At 53.4% G+C, this 17,200-nt stretch carries 12 protein-coding genes and 3 pseudogenes; 8 read left to right on the top strand and 7 right to left on the bottom strand.

Annotated features, from left to right (window positions below; translation table 11 throughout):
* The first annotated feature begins 297 nt into the window (after positions 1-297).
* From D3D01_RS13975 to D3D01_RS13965, 3 genes are all read left to right on the top strand, one after another.
* Positions 298-819, top strand: a complete 522-nt coding sequence (locus D3D01_RS13975; protein WP_121512589.1) for a halocyanin domain-containing protein — start codon at positions 298-300, stop codon at positions 817-819.
* Positions 820-1,093: 274 nt separating this feature from the next.
* Complete coding sequence (locus D3D01_RS13970) at positions 1,094-1,789, top strand: hypothetical protein (RefSeq protein ID WP_233563363.1); 696 nt, start codon at positions 1,094-1,096, stop codon at positions 1,787-1,789.
* A gap of 407 nt (positions 1,790-2,196) precedes the next feature.
* Complete coding sequence (locus tag D3D01_RS13965; RefSeq protein ID WP_121512588.1) at positions 2,197-2,442, top strand: hypothetical protein; 246 nt, start codon at positions 2,197-2,199, stop codon at positions 2,440-2,442.
* Positions 2,443-2,718: 276 nt separating this feature from the next.
* Here D3D01_RS13965 and D3D01_RS13960 read toward each other — a convergent pair.
* Positions 2,719-2,945, bottom strand: a pseudogene (locus D3D01_RS13960) (IS5/IS1182 family transposase); the annotation flags it as partial.
* Between the two features lie 367 nt (positions 2,946-3,312).
* On the opposite strand from D3D01_RS13960, the pseudogene D3D01_RS13955 reads away from it, so the two are divergent.
* Both D3D01_RS13955 and D3D01_RS13950 read left to right on the top strand, forming a co-directional pair.
* Positions 3,313-3,992, top strand: a pseudogene (locus D3D01_RS13955) (IS6 family transposase).
* 774 nt (positions 3,993-4,766) lie between these two features.
* Complete coding sequence (locus D3D01_RS13950; protein ID WP_101351648.1) at positions 4,767-6,011, top strand: Cdc6/Cdc18 family protein; 1,245 nt, start codon at positions 4,767-4,769, stop codon at positions 6,009-6,011.
* A 133-nt stretch (positions 6,012-6,144) separates the two neighbouring features.
* Here the strand turns inward: D3D01_RS13950 and D3D01_RS13945 are convergent, their stop codons facing one another.
* Both D3D01_RS13945 and D3D01_RS13940 read right to left on the bottom strand, forming a co-directional pair.
* Positions 6,145-7,143 carry a transposase gene (locus tag D3D01_RS13945; protein WP_121512587.1) on the bottom strand — a complete coding sequence of 333 codons (999 nt, stop codon included), beginning with the start codon at positions 7,141-7,143 and terminating at the stop codon, positions 6,145-6,147.
* Positions 7,144-7,303: 160 nt separating this feature from the next.
* Complete coding sequence (locus D3D01_RS13940; RefSeq protein WP_233563362.1) at positions 7,304-7,960, bottom strand: helix-turn-helix domain-containing protein; 657 nt, start codon at positions 7,958-7,960, stop codon at positions 7,304-7,306.
* A gap of 88 nt (positions 7,961-8,048) precedes the next feature.
* On the opposite strand from D3D01_RS13940, the gene D3D01_RS13935 reads away from it, so the two are divergent.
* A complete protein-coding gene (locus D3D01_RS13935; protein WP_101351649.1) occupies positions 8,049-8,735 on the top strand; it encodes an NADH-quinone oxidoreductase subunit B in 687 nt (228 codons plus the stop codon).
* Positions 8,736-8,758: 23 nt separating this feature from the next.
* Here D3D01_RS13935 and D3D01_RS13930 read toward each other — a convergent pair.
* The 3 genes and pseudogenes from D3D01_RS13930 to D3D01_RS13920 all read right to left on the bottom strand — a co-directional run bounded on the left by D3D01_RS13930 (position 8,759) and on the right by D3D01_RS13920 (position 13,347).
* Positions 8,759-9,973, bottom strand: a pseudogene (locus D3D01_RS13930) (ABC transporter substrate-binding protein).
* An 897-nt stretch (positions 9,974-10,870) separates the two neighbouring features.
* Positions 10,871-11,941 carry a D-xylose 1-dehydrogenase Gfo6 gene (gene gfo6, locus D3D01_RS13925; RefSeq protein WP_121512586.1) on the bottom strand — a complete coding sequence of 357 codons (1,071 nt, stop codon included), beginning with the start codon at positions 11,939-11,941 and terminating at the stop codon, positions 10,871-10,873.
* Between the two features lie 236 nt (positions 11,942-12,177).
* The gene (locus tag D3D01_RS13920; RefSeq protein WP_121512585.1) at positions 12,178-13,347 is read right to left on the bottom strand and encodes an ISH3 family transposase; all 1,170 of its coding nucleotides are present in this window, start codon (positions 13,345-13,347) and stop codon (positions 12,178-12,180) included.
* Between the two features lie 683 nt (positions 13,348-14,030).
* Here D3D01_RS13920 and D3D01_RS13915 point away from each other — a divergent pair.
* Entirely contained in the window at positions 14,031-15,176 is a 1,146-nt protein-coding gene (locus D3D01_RS13915) for an alpha-D-ribose 1-methylphosphonate 5-triphosphate diphosphatase (RefSeq protein ID WP_101351652.1), read from the top strand.
* A 60-nt stretch (positions 15,177-15,236) separates the two neighbouring features.
* Here the strand turns inward: D3D01_RS13915 and D3D01_RS13910 are convergent, their stop codons facing one another.
* Positions 15,237-15,872 (bottom strand): hypothetical protein, encoded by a 636-nt coding sequence (locus tag D3D01_RS13910; RefSeq protein ID WP_121512584.1) that lies wholly within the window; start codon positions 15,870-15,872, stop codon positions 15,237-15,239.
* Between the two features lie 791 nt (positions 15,873-16,663).
* Here D3D01_RS13910 and D3D01_RS13905 point away from each other — a divergent pair.
* Entirely contained in the window at positions 16,664-16,945 is a 282-nt protein-coding gene (locus D3D01_RS13905) for a winged helix-turn-helix domain-containing protein (protein ID WP_053968835.1), read from the top strand.
* Positions 16,946-17,200 lie beyond the last annotated feature (255 nt).

Below are 17,200 nucleotides of genomic sequence, written 5' to 3'. Positions count from 1 at the left end.
AGATACTAAAATTCGCTATCTAGACTTTCTCTTCACCGTTCCTTGTTCCGCCTGCGGAGATATTGCCGAAAAATCCCACTATCTGCTATCAAAATCGTGACCAAGACGCGATTGCGGGATATTCGAGTTCTTTTCGATTTCGCTGAGGGAGTGAAAGCTCCGGAATAACTGCCAAAACGTCTCAAATTTGTCCAGCACTGTTGTATATACTAATACGAAATTCTGTTGCAACCTCATTGTATAATTCATTCACCCAAACATATATTGAGTTGGTCTCGCTTGTGCACACTGTTGATAATGACTAGTTCATACAGCAGACGGGCACTCCTGCGCACTGCGGGGGTCGCAGTTGCCGGTGCTGTCGCCGGATGTGGCGGCGATTCCACAGCCCAAGACGTGGCCGAGTCGAGTGACGACACGCCGTCTCCGAAATCGACACCGGCTGACACGCCTGTGGAAACCGGAGGGTCACCATCTGTCGACGAGTTCCTCTCGGAGACGGACAACTACAACAGCATCGTCGACAAGACTGGTTCTGACTCCGTCACAGTCAACGTCGGTGTTGAGGCAAACGGCGCGTACTTCGGCTTTGGTCCGGCAGCGATTCGCGTCGACAGCGGGACGACAGTCACCTGGGAGTGGACGGGCCAAGGAAGTACTCACAACGTCGTCGCACAGCACGGTACCGATTTCGCGAGTGAGCAAAAGTCACAGGAAGGCGCGACGTATACACAGACCTTCGACGAAGCCAAGACGGTGCTGTACGTCTGTGTCCCGCATGAGGGCGTCGGTATGAAAGGCGCTATCGTCGTCGAATAAGCGGACCAATCTGCTTTCTGCGCACCGGCCGTGTCTCCCTGCCAGTGTCTGTTGCGCTCGACTATCTGTGGCAACAGCCGGAATCTATTCGATGGTAGGTTTATTTCCGGCTAAACAACAGTGTTCTGTTAGAGTAGAGTTGCTTCCTGGCAAAACGGGGTGATCATAGAACGGATGGTGAACAGGCTTATTCTCCCTCCTTCAGTATTGTCAATTATATAGTAAGATAGCAACAACAGAACCAGCCGGAACCGACACGGGAGGCGACGGGTGCTTGTCTCGCTCGGGACGGCGGTCACGATGGGGGCTCGCCGGGTGTTCCGGCGACGACCAAGCAGGCGACGACGGGGAGAGCAACGGCGGGACGGACAACAACGCTGATGGAGCAAGTGGGAACGGGAACGGAAATGGCGGGTCGGACAGTAGCGGCGGAAGTGATGGAAGCGACGGGAGCAGTGTCCGGGTCTGTCAAGACCTCGGATCGGACTACCGGCGGTTTGAGCCCGGCGAGCGCCCGTTCGCGTATACCTGTGACTACCCAGATGTGTTCGGCGACCAGTCGGAAGCGACGCCGAGGTTCGACGAGAACGCTCAGGGGTTATTCATAGTCACGCTCGGACCAAACAGTCAGGATGGGGTCTTCCTCCAACTCAACCTCCAGCAATTCGGGCGCGGAACGACACAGGACCAAGCAATTTTTTCCGAGACTTGGGAAGAGTTGACCCAGACCGAGTTCAACGGGGAGGCGGTCACCGCGTCTCTATTCACAGAGACTGCCCGAAGCAAAACGTTCTGGGGGACCTATCTCCCCTATGAGGTTGACGGCCGGACGCTGTACTTCGAAACCAGATTTACCCTTCAGATGAGCCCCGAGGACGAGGAAGTGTCATACGAGTGTCTGGACTTCATGGAGGAGACGGCAATACACATGACCGAGTCGCTAGAGCCAATCCGGACGCGACCGGTTTGAAGACTGACCCCTTTGTCGTCACGGCAACGCCGACGGAGGACGGGTGACGGTCCACAGGGAGGGCAGGTTTGATACACACAACCATGCAGTGACGGAACGATTGCCCCAGAGGACGCTGTCCCACAGATAGCGGGACCGCTCTCTCGGGGCCGACATCAAGAATACCGGCTTCGATGATGCGGGGACCGCCCTCCCGTTCGCCGGCAAGAGTCAGGCACAGCTGACCGTCAACCTTCCCACCGACAACCGAGGTTGTCGCAACTGCGTCGGGAGACGAGACGATTGTCCAGCCATCGGGTTTCCGGACCCGCAATTCGGTCATCAGTTCTTCTTCTCTCGGCAAGCAGTATCAGCACTCTGGCTGGTATCCGAGCCATTTTGTGTCTCCCTCGGAGCCGGAGGAGAGCATGAGTACGACAGCACCTTCCTTCGAGGAGTATGACTTCGACCGAGGCGACCACGTTCGAGCCGACTGGACCGAGGGAGACGGCCCACTCGATGTAGTCGTCGAAACCGTTACAGAAGTTTCGTGTTCCGGCGGCAACGTGATCGTCTCTGTCGAGGCTGCCGACGACCAGTATCCCGACCACTCGATCTACGGCGGCACACACGATTGCGCTCCCGGGTGGGTCGAACCGCTAGAGCAATCCTAGTCTGACAGCAAGGGAACTCGCCCGTATTTTGTGAGCCTCCGCCGGGTGAGGGGTTTCCCGAACATGAGTCGCGAACTTATTTTGTTGCACGCAAGATAGCGTCGTCGTAGGGTTACTAATCCACAATTTTACGCCGCTAAAAACGGCTTTTTCGACCTCAGAAGACACAGCAGCCGCCACTCACAATATCTGCTGAAAAGTCAAAAAATTTTATTTCACTCCATTGTTTCGGTGGCGACGTCGATTCCTCTCCTAGATACGTCCGGAGAAGGGAGTCAGGCGGCGGAGCTCACGCATCCGGTACTCTTGTTCCCACCGGCACAGCGAGCTATATGCGGTGTCTCCTCAGAGCCGAACACGGCGGGAATACCGGGCATCTCGTTGAGATTGGCTTCCGTCTCACGGAGACTCTTCTCCAGTTCGACACGGTACAGAATCAACGCGATCTGTACCCACTCGGCGTGCCCGTCCGCGCTATCCGGAACCGACTTGACGGAGCCGATTGCTCCGACGGCCGAGGATGACTAAGCTGGTCCGAACAGGTGGCATCTGGAACCGCCGTAGATTAGCCATTTTCCAGATGCCATTACCGTTACACTCTGTGCAGAGATACTGGGATACAAAATTGAGAGAGGCAAATATAGATTCCGTATTTCAGGAAAAGTACAAAAAACGAAAATACACACACACATATATGCCGTAGTAAAAATAAGAACGCATAGACGACTCTTTTTCTCGTAGATTTATTACCATATATCGACTCTCTGGTACTGAATCTCGACGCTCGGTTAATCTCTCTGATAGAAGGGACTAACGGGCACTGTCTAGTTGAGGGGTTGAGAAGTGAGCAGGCCGTAGCGAGAGGTGTTCATGACACTCGCAGACCTGCTCAACGAAACGTTAGACGAGGACAGTCAAGATGTTTGGGAGAACGAGCGCACTCCGACACCCGTCCGGCGATTTGGGGTGCGTCTCCACTCGGCGGGGCTGTCGATCAGGGAGACGGTCGCTATCTTAGACCTGCTGGGTGTCGATCGCTCTCACGGTGCGGTCTGGAACTGGGTTCATACGTTGTCTGAAGCCCAGAGCGACCCGCGACGGCGTCGCCGTCGCGGGTCGCAGTCGATGAGAAACAAATCGAGGTTGACGGCGAGAAAAAGTGGCTCTACGCCGCTGTCGACACAGAGTCGAAATTATTGCTCGAAATCGACATGTTCAGCCGCCGCGGGACTGACCCCGCGGCGGCGTTCCTGCATCGACTCATTGAGAAACACGATGTCGCCGATTCAGTGTTTCTCGTCGATGCTGGCGGCTATCTGACTGCCCTCTCACGCCACGATCTGAGCGGTCGGCTCGACTACCGAATCCGGAACCACATCGAAAAGTGGTTCCAGACTGTGACCATGCGAATCGACCGCTTTCACTCGTTTTGGCGGGGCAGTCAATCCAGCGCGAAACAGTGGTTACGGCGCTTCAGACACCACTACAACCACGAACGGCCAAACCAAGCACTCGACGGTAAAACGCCAGCTGAGGTCATTCAGAACTAGACAGTGCCTGGAGGCAGCAGAATCCATCAGTTGGGTAGTTGGGTATCGTGATGACGGGCAAACAGTCTATTACCGAACGGTAAAGCAAGTAGTATTCAGTGACGATCTGGGTCCAGTAGTGGGCAGGGTGGATGTTCGAGAGCGCTGCACCGGCCACTACGAGTTGCCAAGTAAACAGCAGGACACAGAGTACACCACAGTGTCTGCAGTAATGCTGTGTCAGGAGCTCTATACCGCCACATTACTGCGGACATTGTGGTGTAATTCCGGTGTAGCCACACCACGATGTCCGCTGTTCTGGCGGCCGGACGGGAGAACAGCGGACACAATGGTGTGTCCCAGAACTGCGTTACCGCTATGAGGTGTGCAGAGAGGGGCTAACAAGTATGAATTCGACAAATGGCCGGAGCGAAGACTCCCACCCCACTTTGTCCGCTGTTCTTCGAAAAGAGCGGGAAGGGGGAAGCAGAGACGGCAATTTTTGAGTTGGAATGTAGTTTGTCTAGTCTAGACAGCCTACCACATAACACTGTAGTGGTTTGTAATACGACTGTAAAATTGCGGTACGGTTTAGTTCTACGTAAGAGGATATAAACTTTTCCTCTATTTATGATCAGGTTCTACCCCCTCTCCCCTTCTCTCCTAGTTACTGCGGACATAGTGGGGTGGGAGGGTGCCCCGTATTACTTATAAAGAAAAGAACAGCGGACACTCCGGACACTCCGGACAGGGGTGGTTTTATATAACTTCCTTACAATACATCAAGCAACGACTATGGGGATGTTCGAACGCGACACCGAAATTTACCTAGATCGGGATGCCCTTCGAGAGGACTATCAGCCTGAGAACCTTGTTGGGCGTGACACTGAACTAAATCGGTATCGAGCGGCTCTCCAGCCCGTAATCAACGGTGAACAGCCAAACAACATTTTTTTATACGGTAAAACGGGGGTTGGAAAGACCGCTGGCACGCGGTATCTAATCGACCATCTCGAAGAAGACGCGGCGAAATACGAGGATATCGATCTCACGGTGAAGATGTTAAACTGTGATGGCCTTTCCAGCAGCTATCAGATCGCTACCCGACTCGTCAACGAATTCAGGGACGAAACGAGTCAGATCAGTACGACTGGATATCCTCGTGCGACGGTGTATGATATGCTGTGGACCGAACTCGACTCCTGTGGCGGTACTATCTACATCGTTCTTGACGAAGTCGATCACATTGAAGATGATAGCATTCTCTATCAACTCCCGCGTGCGCGAGCGAATGATAATCTAAGTTCTGCAAAGATCGGTATCATCGGTATCTCGAACGACTTTTCTTTTCGCGATGATCTCTCCCCAAAAGTCAAGAGTTCGCTCTGTGAAGAGGAAATCCAGTTTCCCGCATACGACGCAAAGGAGTTGATCCAGATCCTGCGACAACGCGCTGACGTAGCGTTTCACGATGGCGTTCTCGAAGATGGTGTCATCGAACTGTGTGCTGCATACGGCGCGAAAGATGCGGGTGACGCGCGACAGTCACTCGACTTGTTGATGAAAACGGGTGATCTGGCTCGCGACAAAGCCACCGACACGATCTCGGAAGACCTTGTTCGAGAGGCACGCGACGTTCTGGAACGCGGTCGGATCCAGGAAGGGATCTCGGGACTGACCCAACACGGTCATCTGGTCGTGTACGCAATGGTTACGCTCGACCAGGAGGGGAAGACGCCGGCCCGGACACGGGACATCAGACCTCGATACACGAACTTCGCCGAAAAGGCGGGAATCGATCCACTCGTTCCACGCCGAATGCGTGACCATCTCGGTGAGCTGTCGATGTTAGGCATTATCTCAGCAATCGAGCGAAACGAGGGACGACGTGGGGGAACGTATCGCGAGTATTCTCTCGAGATGGACCCGGAAATGATCCTCGCAGCACTTGAGAAGACCGTCGACGACGTTGGAATTCACAAATCCGTCACTAACCTCGTCGACAGTGAAGCGACGCTCTCGGATTTCCAGTCCACTTAGGAACGGCGGACATTGTGGTGTCGAATCTAAACGATACGGGGCCATTTTCAGGATATAGAACAGCGGACAGAGTGGTGTTGTCACCGACGACCGGAGTTTCTATACTTTAACAGGCGGTGGGGCAGAAGTGTTCTCATAGCGTGATTGTGGGGCTAGCGACATCGTTTCCTCGATAGTGATTAGCGAGTGCAACGGCCAAGCGGAGACAAAGAGCGAGGAAGACGTGTGCTTTGACTCTCACTCGGCCTCGGACCCGCGGGGTCCCGAGGCCGAGATCCTTACAGACGCCGATTGCTGTTTCAACCTGTGAGCGGTACGAATATGTCTCTTTGAGCTGTTTCTGCCAGAGACGCACCGTGTCGCTGTGCTCTTTGATCCGTTCCTCAACGCGGTAGTCAATATCGAGCGGATCGTTCGTGTTCCGCGGGTTGTACGGAGCAATCGGCACGACCGCCTGCGCCAGCAGGTGGTCGTGCCACTCCAGCATGTCGAACTCCGAATCACCGACCATCCAGCGTGGGGTTTCGACGGCGAGCGCGTCACGCGTGACGCGCATCGCCGTCTCCTGATCAACTTTCTTCGCTGGAGTGAACGCTGCTGCGACGGGGATGTTGTTAGCGGCGGTCACGACACAACAGCCGTAGCCGTAATAGTAGTCGTCTTCAGCGTGGTCGTAGTTCCACTCAGCGTCCTCGTCACGGTGATCGACGGGAATGTCTGTCCCGTCGATACGGAAGAGCTTGCCGAGCAGGTGCCGCTCGGCAAGCTCGTGGACTAGGTCGATGAACACGTCCTCTGCGACAAGTTCGAAGTCAGCGATGAACCGCGAGAGTGTCCGCCGGGACGGCGGACTCTCGAAGCCACACTGCCGCCAGACATCCTCGTTGTGAAGTTCTCGTGCCATCGGACGCGGACCGTAGATATCGCTGTAGAAGCAGTGAATGACGCCTTTCAACAGTTCTGGTGGCTCGTGAACCCGTGTTCGCCCCCTCAGATCGGGGGCGAACACGGGATAGTCGGTAAGAAACGACAGATCAAGCTGTTCGAACAGTGCCGTTGTCTCGGTGTCCAGTGTTTTGAAGACCTGTTCGACCGTAGCGTTATCTGGTAGGACGGAGCTGGTCGTAGACACATCAGATTCGTCCTACCGCTTCCTTGTGAGGACTTCTGCACCACCGCCTACTTTAACATATAACGCGTAGAACTCCGGACACGGTGGTGTCTATCAGGGACACCCCTGCTTTTGCTGCGATAACTCCTCATGTGTAACGGCACTGTCTCTGTTACAGTTGTCATCGGAACACACGTTCGACAAGCTGTGCCTCCGCTTTCCTGAGATGGTTCGACGCGGTACTGGGCGCACAACCGAGCTCCTCGGCGACGTCCTCAACGCTTCCATTTCGTGGGACATCGTAGTAACCGGCTTCCCGTGCTGTAGCGAGAGCCTCGCGCTGGCGTGCAGTAAGGTCGGTTTCGAATGTTCCGGGACTGGCATCGTATTCACCGACTTTTCGGACATTTACGGTAATTCCGTTGGGGAGTTCGCTCCGGACGTCTTCGAGAACAGCAGGTTCCCCAACGACATCAAACAACACAGTCCCGTTCGGTCGGTAGGCAACCGGTGGAACGACCATTAGCGTTGGTTGCTCGAACGCCGTGTAGAACTGCCGTGATTGGTCAGTCTCTCTGCCACGGACGAACGCGTAGAACGCCTCGTCCCGAACGGGTGTAATATCGTAGCTTTCCATGCTTTCAACCGTAGAAAGCGCCGATTCGTAGGCCTCCTGGTCTCCAACGACATAGAACAATGTATAGGCGATCTTGTCCTCGACGCCCACTTTCCATGTAACGAGCCATTCGCGCTTGATTGCCTCGCTTTCAGTCATGAAACGGTGCATCGGACGCTGATACTCCGATGCATACTTGATCTCCAAGCGGAGATATCTCATAGGCGAGTTCTGAGACGGCTCCCGTATAAAGACACTAGTGCATACGACAGTTTGCGTATTCATTCTCAGTAGCTATTTTTCTCTGTTCATGAGCAGTGATCGGCGAAATATGGACGACGCACAGTCTGACCAGCGAATATCCCGCGGCAGAACCACGAAGAACCGATTTAATTCTACACTTCGGGAGGTCCTTGGCTCGTCTCCGTTCATTCTCACGAAATTCGACGCGTTCATGAACTGGGTTCGAGGCTCTTCGATGTTTGTGCTGCAGTTCGGAATTGCCTGTTGCACCATTGAAATGATGGGCACTCTCGCTACAAAACACGACCTCGACCGATTTGCTGCTGGAGTCCCCCGGGCATCGCCGAGACAGGCAGACCTGATTATCGTCCCGGGGACCATCGTTTCGAAGTTCGCACCGCGGATGAAGCGCGTCTATGACCAGATGCCCGAACCGAAGTTCGTCGTCTCGATGGGGTCGTGTACCATATCCGGTGGCCCGTTCCAGGAGGGATACAACGTGATCAAGGGTGCAGAGCAAGTCATTCCGGTCGATATCCATGTCCCGGGCTGCCCACCACGCCCCGAGGCACTCATCTACGGCGTCGCCAAGCTACAGGAGCGCATCGCCGAGGGTGAGTCCTCGCCAGTGACGGTCAAGCCCTACGAACTGGAGCAGTTCGGCGATCTCGAACAGGACGAGCTCGTGGACAAACTCGCCAGCGAAATCGACGAGGACGACCTCGTCATGCGATACGATTGGAATGCGCCATAGCTTTCAGAGGCGCCTCGACTTCATTATTCGTCTGTAATGATCATAGCAACGCGGTCGCGGCTGAAAAGCTGTTCATCCGGTGGAATCTCCGGATAGTGGTCCTCATTTTCGTAGGTAGGCCACTCGCCAAAGACATCCGGATACAGTTGTTTGGCAGTCATTTCGATCTGGAAGAGATTCATGATCGGACCCTGGTATCTCATCCCGTGCGCGTACACGCGGTTGTCTTTGACTGCCGTGAGCTCTTTGCCAACGCTGTGTGTGGCAAGTCTCCTCCGGACGTCGTCCATGTCGTAGCGCGGTGTCATTCCCCAGAGATGGAGGATTACGTCAGGGTCTGCCTCCAGCATCGTTTCGTAGCCAACCGAACCCCAGAGACCGTCCCACGTCTCATCCTCGAAAGCGTCGTTGGCTGCGAGCGGACGCGTGTCGGCGAGCCAGAATCCCGGATGGTTGAGGTGATACGTCCAAAACTGGCCGTCGCCAAGTGTAACCCGAACTGCTGTCGGCCGTTCTTCCTGCGGTGGAAGGTTCGTCTGGATGGTTTGTATGAGTCCTTCGTGAACGGATCTGAGCTGTTCGTAACGCTCTCGCTATCGAAACACGGTGGCGACACGACCGAAGATCTCCCACAGCGTGTAATACTGGTAGTCCTCACTGTATGGTTCCTGCGGATCACCGTGTGTTCCGCTATAGAAATTTCCGAAAAGGGGTCCGATGTTGTGGATAACCTCTTCGATATCGCCCATATCCCAGTTCTCCTGGGTAATCGCCCATGCGGGGTCAAGGAAGTGAATGTCGCTATCGAGGCTGTAAAAAAACTCCTTACTGAAATTATCGTAAGGATTTGGAAGGTCTTCCCAGTCAAAAGAGACACCCGAAAGTCGCTCGTAGTAGTGGCTCATCGATGGACCGGCCATATCTGGAACGAACATCGAATTGATCGCGTCATCGCAATTAAGTGCCACTAGCATGTCTGCGTACTGATTGTACATCGTGAAGACATTCTCCGGGACGGAGTCGAACTCGACTTCTCCGACAGGGGAAACCGACGCAGTGTATGAGCCGCTATCTGATGGCGCTGCTCCGTCCGTGCCGGTATTGCTTGATGTAGCTGTCCTCGCTGATTCAGCACCGTTGCCGGAACAGCCAGCAACGATCGAAGTGTCGAGGAGCAAGCCACTGCCGGAGAGGTAGTGGCGCCGGGTGAAGCTCCCAGTATCTCCTGTTTCGTCCATGATTTAGGTTGGCCTAATACTCCCTATATGACTTTCGCATTACATGGCTGTCTATGGCGGAGATGTAATAGCAGATCCGATTGCAACTCTTGATTAGTGCTCGTCACAGCAGTCCTCTGAGCAACTCCTCTCAATAACGCAGTTAGTCACTGAACGGTCCCACCAGAGAAGTTCCCAATGACTCCCGGACAGTCAGTTCGGACTGTCAGTGCCAGTTAGTTCACGAAAGGTAATGGCCTAATCAAGAATGGCTTCTGACTTGCTTGCAGTGCAAGCGACTGATCGTGCCATCACTGCAATGAGTATAAGTCAATATTCTCTGTGTTAGAATTACAAACACGTTGTTCATATATGTATCTGGAGAATGTGGGGTAAATCGGCCCACTTTAATCTGTAGATTCGGTTTCAATGATGAAATATCGTGCTTATACTTCCATATATTATCAGATTCAAACGAGATATCTGCAGCTGAAAATATAACCAATTTTAAATCTGTATAGAAGCTGCCCTGTCTATTCAGTAGGCTATCACCAAGAGCAAAACTTCCCCAGACCACTATCCGCCGATAGCGTGTCGGGTCGCTGGCGAAATATAACGCCTGTACAGATGTTATTATATTATTAGCCCATCACTAGGTGATAGCTTTTTACCCGACGGGGAGTCCGATATCTTGTCAACCTTCGCCACAGCTCTCAGTTGACTGGGTCTCCAAAAATTGATATTCAATTCCGGATCAGTGGGTGGTATAAAACCTCTCAGCCGGAAGTTTATTCGAAATACCATACTGCGATAGCGCTATATCTACTCCGGACTGGAATTAGACGAGCCGTTATTGACACGGGAACGGGTCACGAGCCAATGAACAAGCGGTAGGAGTAGAAAACTCGAACGAGTTAGTTACAACTCGACAACGTCACCGCTCTCTGCAGCTTCGTGAATTGCCCGGATGACTCGCATATCTTGGAGACCATGGCGGCCGTCCGGACCAATGTCGGCATCGGTCAGAACGCGGTCAGCGAAGTAATCGAACTCTTCACGCATTTCGTCCTCCGCGTCAAAACTCTCGTGTTCGACAGTTATTGCGGTCTCGTTTCGAGACAGATGGAGTTTTGCCTTCCCGTGGAACGCTGGACGGATGTCGACTTGTCCGTCGGTGCCAGTTATTTTCAGCTGTGTATCACTGTGGGCGTTCTGGCTGTCGGTCGTGACCATCTTGACACCGTCCTCCAGCGCAAGCAAGGCCCCAGAGCGTTCATCGGGCACGTCTTCAAACGCCTCCTCATACGAATCCATCTGCGATTGCACCGCCAGTGGTTCCCGGTCAAGCAAGAACCGAGTCGTGTTAATCGAGTAAATCCCCAAGTCCATCACTGAGGTGCCATATCCTGACAGATCCGGATCGAGACGCCACTGGTCTTTGTCCGGATTCATCTCAAGCAGTGGCTGGCTGTTGTTTCCGTATACGGATACTGGTTCCCCGATAAATCCGTCTTCGATGAGCTCCTTTGCGCGCCTGACAGCGGGGTCAGTCTGCATCCGATAGGCAACCATCAGCGGCACAGCGGCGTCTTCACAGACCTCGACCATTTCCTCTGCCCGTCCGACCGACGCTTCCATTGGTTTCTCACACAGGATCGCTTTGCCTAATTCTGCGGCTGTCTCAGCGTATTCCAGATGCAAGGCGTTCGGTGTTCCAATGTAGACCGCATCAAATGCGTTGGCAGCTTCCCCGTTGTGGAACTCTTCGTAACTGATCCCGTGGTTGACGCCGTTCTCGTCCGCGAGCCGTTCAGCTTTTTTGCCTGAGCTACTGACGAACGTCGTGACCTCACCTAACTCAGAGTTCTGAATCGCGGGGAGCGCCAAGTCGATCGTCCACCACCCGAGGCCGAGTAGTGCGTATCGAATGGTCCCATCTGTGGTGGTTTGCCAGTCACGCTCGTTATATGTATCAATCCAGTCTTTCATAGGAATTGTTCCAAACGCTGGTCGCTAAAACCTTCGGGTTCTGAACATGCAATCGCCGTGTCCAGTACCTCACAAAGCATCGCCAGTTAGCCTGACCTGAGTCACCTGTTCTGCTGTGGTGAGTCGCCGGTAGCGGTTGAGCAGCGCTTATTGAAGGCGGAGCTGTCGCTGTCGGCGGCGCTTAGCCGCCGACGCGACAGCGTTGCCACTTCTGAAGAGGCTTGCTCGGTCGAAGACTACCGCTGGAACCGGTCGTCAGGTGGCCGGTTTGCGGGGACGGCCCGACGCACCGCGAGGGCCGTCCACGCGGCTCGTCGAACCATATTCACGAACTCCTTGTACGGCCACCACCAGAGGCGACGCCCGCCTCGGCGGGGCGTCGCCACATATTCGTAGTGGAGATACCGCCACGCGTTCTGCAACAGCAGACTCACCACGACGTACAGCAGTCTCACCGTCGCATCTCGCGTCGTTGTCGTCGCTATCGCTTGCTCGGACAAGCGATAGCTCGACTCGATACCGAAGCGTTTGCTGTAGTGGTATCGGGCGTCGCGTGGAGTCTCGATGAACGGCGCGTCAGCGGCGTAGCCGTGACGCGCCACGCCGTTCTCATCATACCGTCCATTCAGGTACGTACAGTCGATGTAGACGGGAAACTCGACGGTCCAGCTGTGACCGTCGAGTTTCCCTGTCAGGTCGTGTTGAATGACGCGGCTCCATCCTTCCGAGAGTTCCTGCTGAATCGTCTCACCCCACCGAATGATCGGCATTACGTAGGCGTAGTTGTGTGCCTGTAGTAGCGTGAGACATTTGCTGTCGTAGAAGCCGCGATCAAGGTAGACGGCCTTGACCTCGGTGTCAAGGCCGTCGAGCACTCCGAAGAACTCGGCGAGGACGCTACTGGCGGTGTCGCCGTCTTCGAGACGGCGTACCGCCAGCGTGTGCCGTTTGTTCTTCACACGCGCGTAGAGTGTGGCGTAGGCGTGGAACGCGGTGGTTCCACGCTTGGCCTCCGAGTGATAGAGGTTCTCCGTGTCGTCTTCATCCCCGTAGTAGGGCCGCAGGTGGAGGTCTGCGCAGACCTCCACCTGCTCGGGAAGCAGTTCAACGATATCTTGTCGAAGAAGCGTGTTAGCGACTCGTTCGAGCCGTTCCGGCTCGAACTTCGTCCGCAGGTGGTAGAGGATCGTGTTCGGCGATGGCGAGTCTTCACTGGAGTCGCATAGCGTCGAGATCGAGGTCCCGTCGGCGGTTGCGCCGACGAGGACCTCGTAGATATCCTCTGCATCGATTTCAGCGTTGTTGGCGAGATTCAGAGAAACTTCCTCGTCAAGGCGGTTGACGAGGAAGTTAAGGAGCTGGTCTTCGTGGATTTCACTGTCTGCTTGCTGCTGGTGTTTGGACACATCTTCAGCAAGCAGACGTTCTAACTAACCGGCTTTGTGAGGTACTGATGTCAGTGATAGCAACACAGAGGACCTCACACAACTTCGCGTGGACGATGAGTTCTCGACGACGTTGCTTGATAGCGTCTGATATCGCGGTGAGTGGGTGGTCACTATTTGGAACCGCGATATTGATGCAACTGACCTTGTTTTTTATATAGGCGCTATTATACTCTCTCCTATCATCGGAAAAATAGTGAGAAATCACCGGTCAAATACTCTTTTCCGGCCAGTTAATACGGTATTATGCGAGTAGGTGTAACCTAATGGATATGAATTCGACAGAATTACGCGCATTTTGTGAACTCTATTATGATATTATATAAATCTGACTTGTAAACTATAAACTCTTGACATGTGGGCAACTGTCCAGAATACCATTTGGGTCTCGAATCTTGCGGGCGGGGTCTCAACTCAAGTAATGATCGATTGCTGGAGTGGTCTGCCTCGTTTTTACGATTAAAGAGTGCAACTGACTGGCTTGTCTCCGAGTATCCCATCTGGTAAAACTACAGCTACAGCAACCTATTCTATATAAATATAGACTCTATATCTGGCCAGAGCGTAGCCGTAGTGAGCATATATTCATCCTTTTAGACAGTGAAGTGTTACCACATTGATTATCATACAGGGAGTCATAGAACATGAGTAATAATGCAAACCAGACATTGATATCAGGAGGAACTGTTGTTACGCCTACGGCGAAAATAGAGAACGGGACGGTGACGTTTTCTGACGGTAAAATTGTCTCAGTGGACGCAGAACCTCACGACACCCCCGATATTGATGCGACGGGTAACTATGTCCTGCCTGGACTGATTGACCTTCACGGTGATGACATTGAACGGCATCTCTTTCCGAGAGCCGGGGAGCGTGTCGACACGACTATCGCTCTGGATCGCTGTGATATTGCCAACGCTAGTGCAGGTATTACGACAAAGTATCATGCTATCTCGTTCGAAGATGTTCCAGATGATAACCGGAGTATCGAATTAGCCCGTCGCCTCGCCGAACAGATACGGGATTTTGACCGCAAAACCGGTGCTCGTGTCGACAACAGGCTGCATATGCGGTGTGAGCTAACAAATGAAGCGGCAGTCGACGCTGTCTCGCAGGGAATCCGATCAGGGGGGGACCTCGTCTCTCTTGTCTCACACATCCCCGGACAGGGTCAGTTCGCTGGCGAAAATACAATCGCACAACGCTATGACTGCCCCGATAAGGAATTTGAGGCAGGCATTCAGACCCTTGAGACACGCCGCAGCAATGTTTCAGACACAGAAATAGTTGCGCGCGCACGAGAGATCACAGATTTAGCGAGCAGTAGAAATATACCGGTTGCCTCACACGACGATGAAACTGTTGCGAGTGTAAATAACGCTGCTGCCATCGGGGTGGACATCAGCGAGTATCCGCTCTCTCACCGTGTTGCACAGCGTGCGACCAAGCTAAACCTGACCGTGGCGATGGGCGCGCCGAATGTGGTTCGCGGTGGGAGTCTGTGGGACGGACCCGACGCGTCTCAGGCAATCAAAGACGGCGTCGTAGACATCCTTTGCAGCGACTTTCGGCCGCAATCATTGCTTAGCTCTGTTTTCATTGAAAACAATGACTCTCTGATAGACCGGATGTTACGTGTTTCTACTGCACCAGCTGCTGCTGCCGGGTTATACGACCGTGGGCGGTTGGAGTGTGGGGCAAGAGCAGATATTATTATTGTTGATCCTAACCCGGAACCATCCATAGTACGAACGTATGTTGCCGGCGATGAAGTGTACCGTTCTGCATAGCCGACTCACCACGCGTACTGCGTAAAAACTTCGCCGCGGAACCAAACGCTTCTGATCCGGCTACTCGCTTTCCGGCATTTCCCGCTCTACGGACCAGTGATACACGGAACACGCGCCTGCAACACCTACGACTAGGGAGAACAGTCCCAATACCATGTTCCCGGGGAGTGAGAAGGCGACAGAGGCAGCCAGGACCATTGCGCCCAGCATCGAAACGGCTGCGTAATACTGATGCCACTGTCGATCGCTCTCGCCATCCTCAGAGCGGTCGAGGTACGTTTCGAAGTCGTCGGCCTTTTGCGTAAGGGTGATATGCCCACGGTCTTGGTTAAAATCAACGACGCCGATATCGTCCATTTTTGGGAGATGGCACTGGTAAAGACCGACATACACGCGCTTGCGCTCACTTGACGTCAACGCATCAGTCGTGGTCTCGTTCTCGATAGCCGCGACGTGTTCTGCAAGCTCCCCAAGAGAGACCTGTTCGTCTCGTTCCCGAAGAAAGTGGAGGACCTCTCTGCGCCGGCTGTTTTTCAGTACTTCAAAGATGACATCCAGAGATATATCGGGATCGTCCTGCTCCTGCGTCGCCGCTTGGTCGGCACTGCTTTCCTTCCCCTTCGGCGCTGGGACGGACTCGTCGCTTAGTTTACTCTCCGGTTCTGCTTCCGTTTGTGCGGTGTCTTTGACTCCCATATTTACCCACTTCCTGTGTGCTGCGACATCGTCCACCCGTCTGGAATCGCGCTCACACAGCCCCCCGGCTGTATCGACGGATCGTTACGCTGTCAGCCAGCATTTCAAATCAACATCACCTTGCCACTTAATACTTTGTTATGTAATATATTAGATAATTTTTTGCTGGTTACCGATAAGGGTAGTCAGTAGTTGCATTGGTATTCTAGGGGTAACGGTGCTCTCTGAGTCAATTTTTGACGATCCTCGGTAAGCTAGAGCTTCGGTGGGCGGTGAGATGTGATGGATAAACAGGACGACCGTAACAATCGCTGAAACGCGATAACATCGCGGTTATCCGCAATTCTCTTCCTCCCATTGTCTGAGATAAATCGTAGCGTATACCCAGTGTTCCTGTGGGCTGTACAAGTAACGGAATCTTATGACCCCCAATTGAGCGGCTAGGTATATCGCTGAAATCCTCCTCGATATACGAAGCCTCTGGCGAACTCCTTCTAGGGAAAGTCCTCAGGAATTGCAACCTTACCGGTTTTGAAGTAACCATATTTGATCAGGAACCTTCCGACGGTCGAATGAGTGGTTGAAACGCACCATCCACAAATTAGATTGAAGAACGGTATTACTCACCATATACTCAGTATGCAGGGTAATCAACCGGAATGGTGTATGGTTACGAAGCGACACCAAGCGACACGAGCGAAACAATTAACCACAGGCACATGGAATATCCCTGTACACGAGTCTGTATCCAAAGACGGTAGCTGGGACACTCGTGCATACGAATAGATACGATGGCAGACTTTGATCAGTGGGATGAAGTGAGCTACGTGATCAGTTCACGGTATCGAGTCGAGACTCTCCGTCGATTGTCAGAAGGCCCCGCGACACCGTCGTTGATCGCGGACGATCGAGACATGAGTATTGCACATGTCTCACGTGCGTTACAAGAGCTTCGTGAGTCGGAACTTGTTGATTTACTAGTCTCAGAAGATCGAAAAAAAGGGCGCGTGTACGATATCACGGAGAAAGGTGTCGATATTTGGGAAACAATCGAACGGAAGAACATGGCATAACCGTCACATCTTGGACTTGCGTTAGCAAGAATGTGCGAGCGCATCAGCTTAGAACTTTCTCCGTGCTTCTCTTCCATCGGAGGAATGTACAACAAATATAACGCTCTTGCGTATGTGATACTCTGTTACACTATATCAGGGATTGTATCACGAGTGGCGTGTTTTCCGCGGAGCCAGATGCGGCAGTCGTTTAATTGAGACAGCAACGATCGGTATCAACTCACTACGACTATGCTGGACGCTGTCACTTTGACG

It is taken from the genome of Haloarcula sp. Atlit-7R (assembly GCF_003666065.1).
Taxonomy (GTDB): Archaea; Halobacteriota; Halobacteria; order Halobacteriales; family Haloarculaceae; genus Haloarcula; species Haloarcula taiwanensis.
The sequence above is the reverse complement of the archived record's forward strand: the minus strand, read 5'-3'. Positions and strand labels throughout refer to the sequence as shown.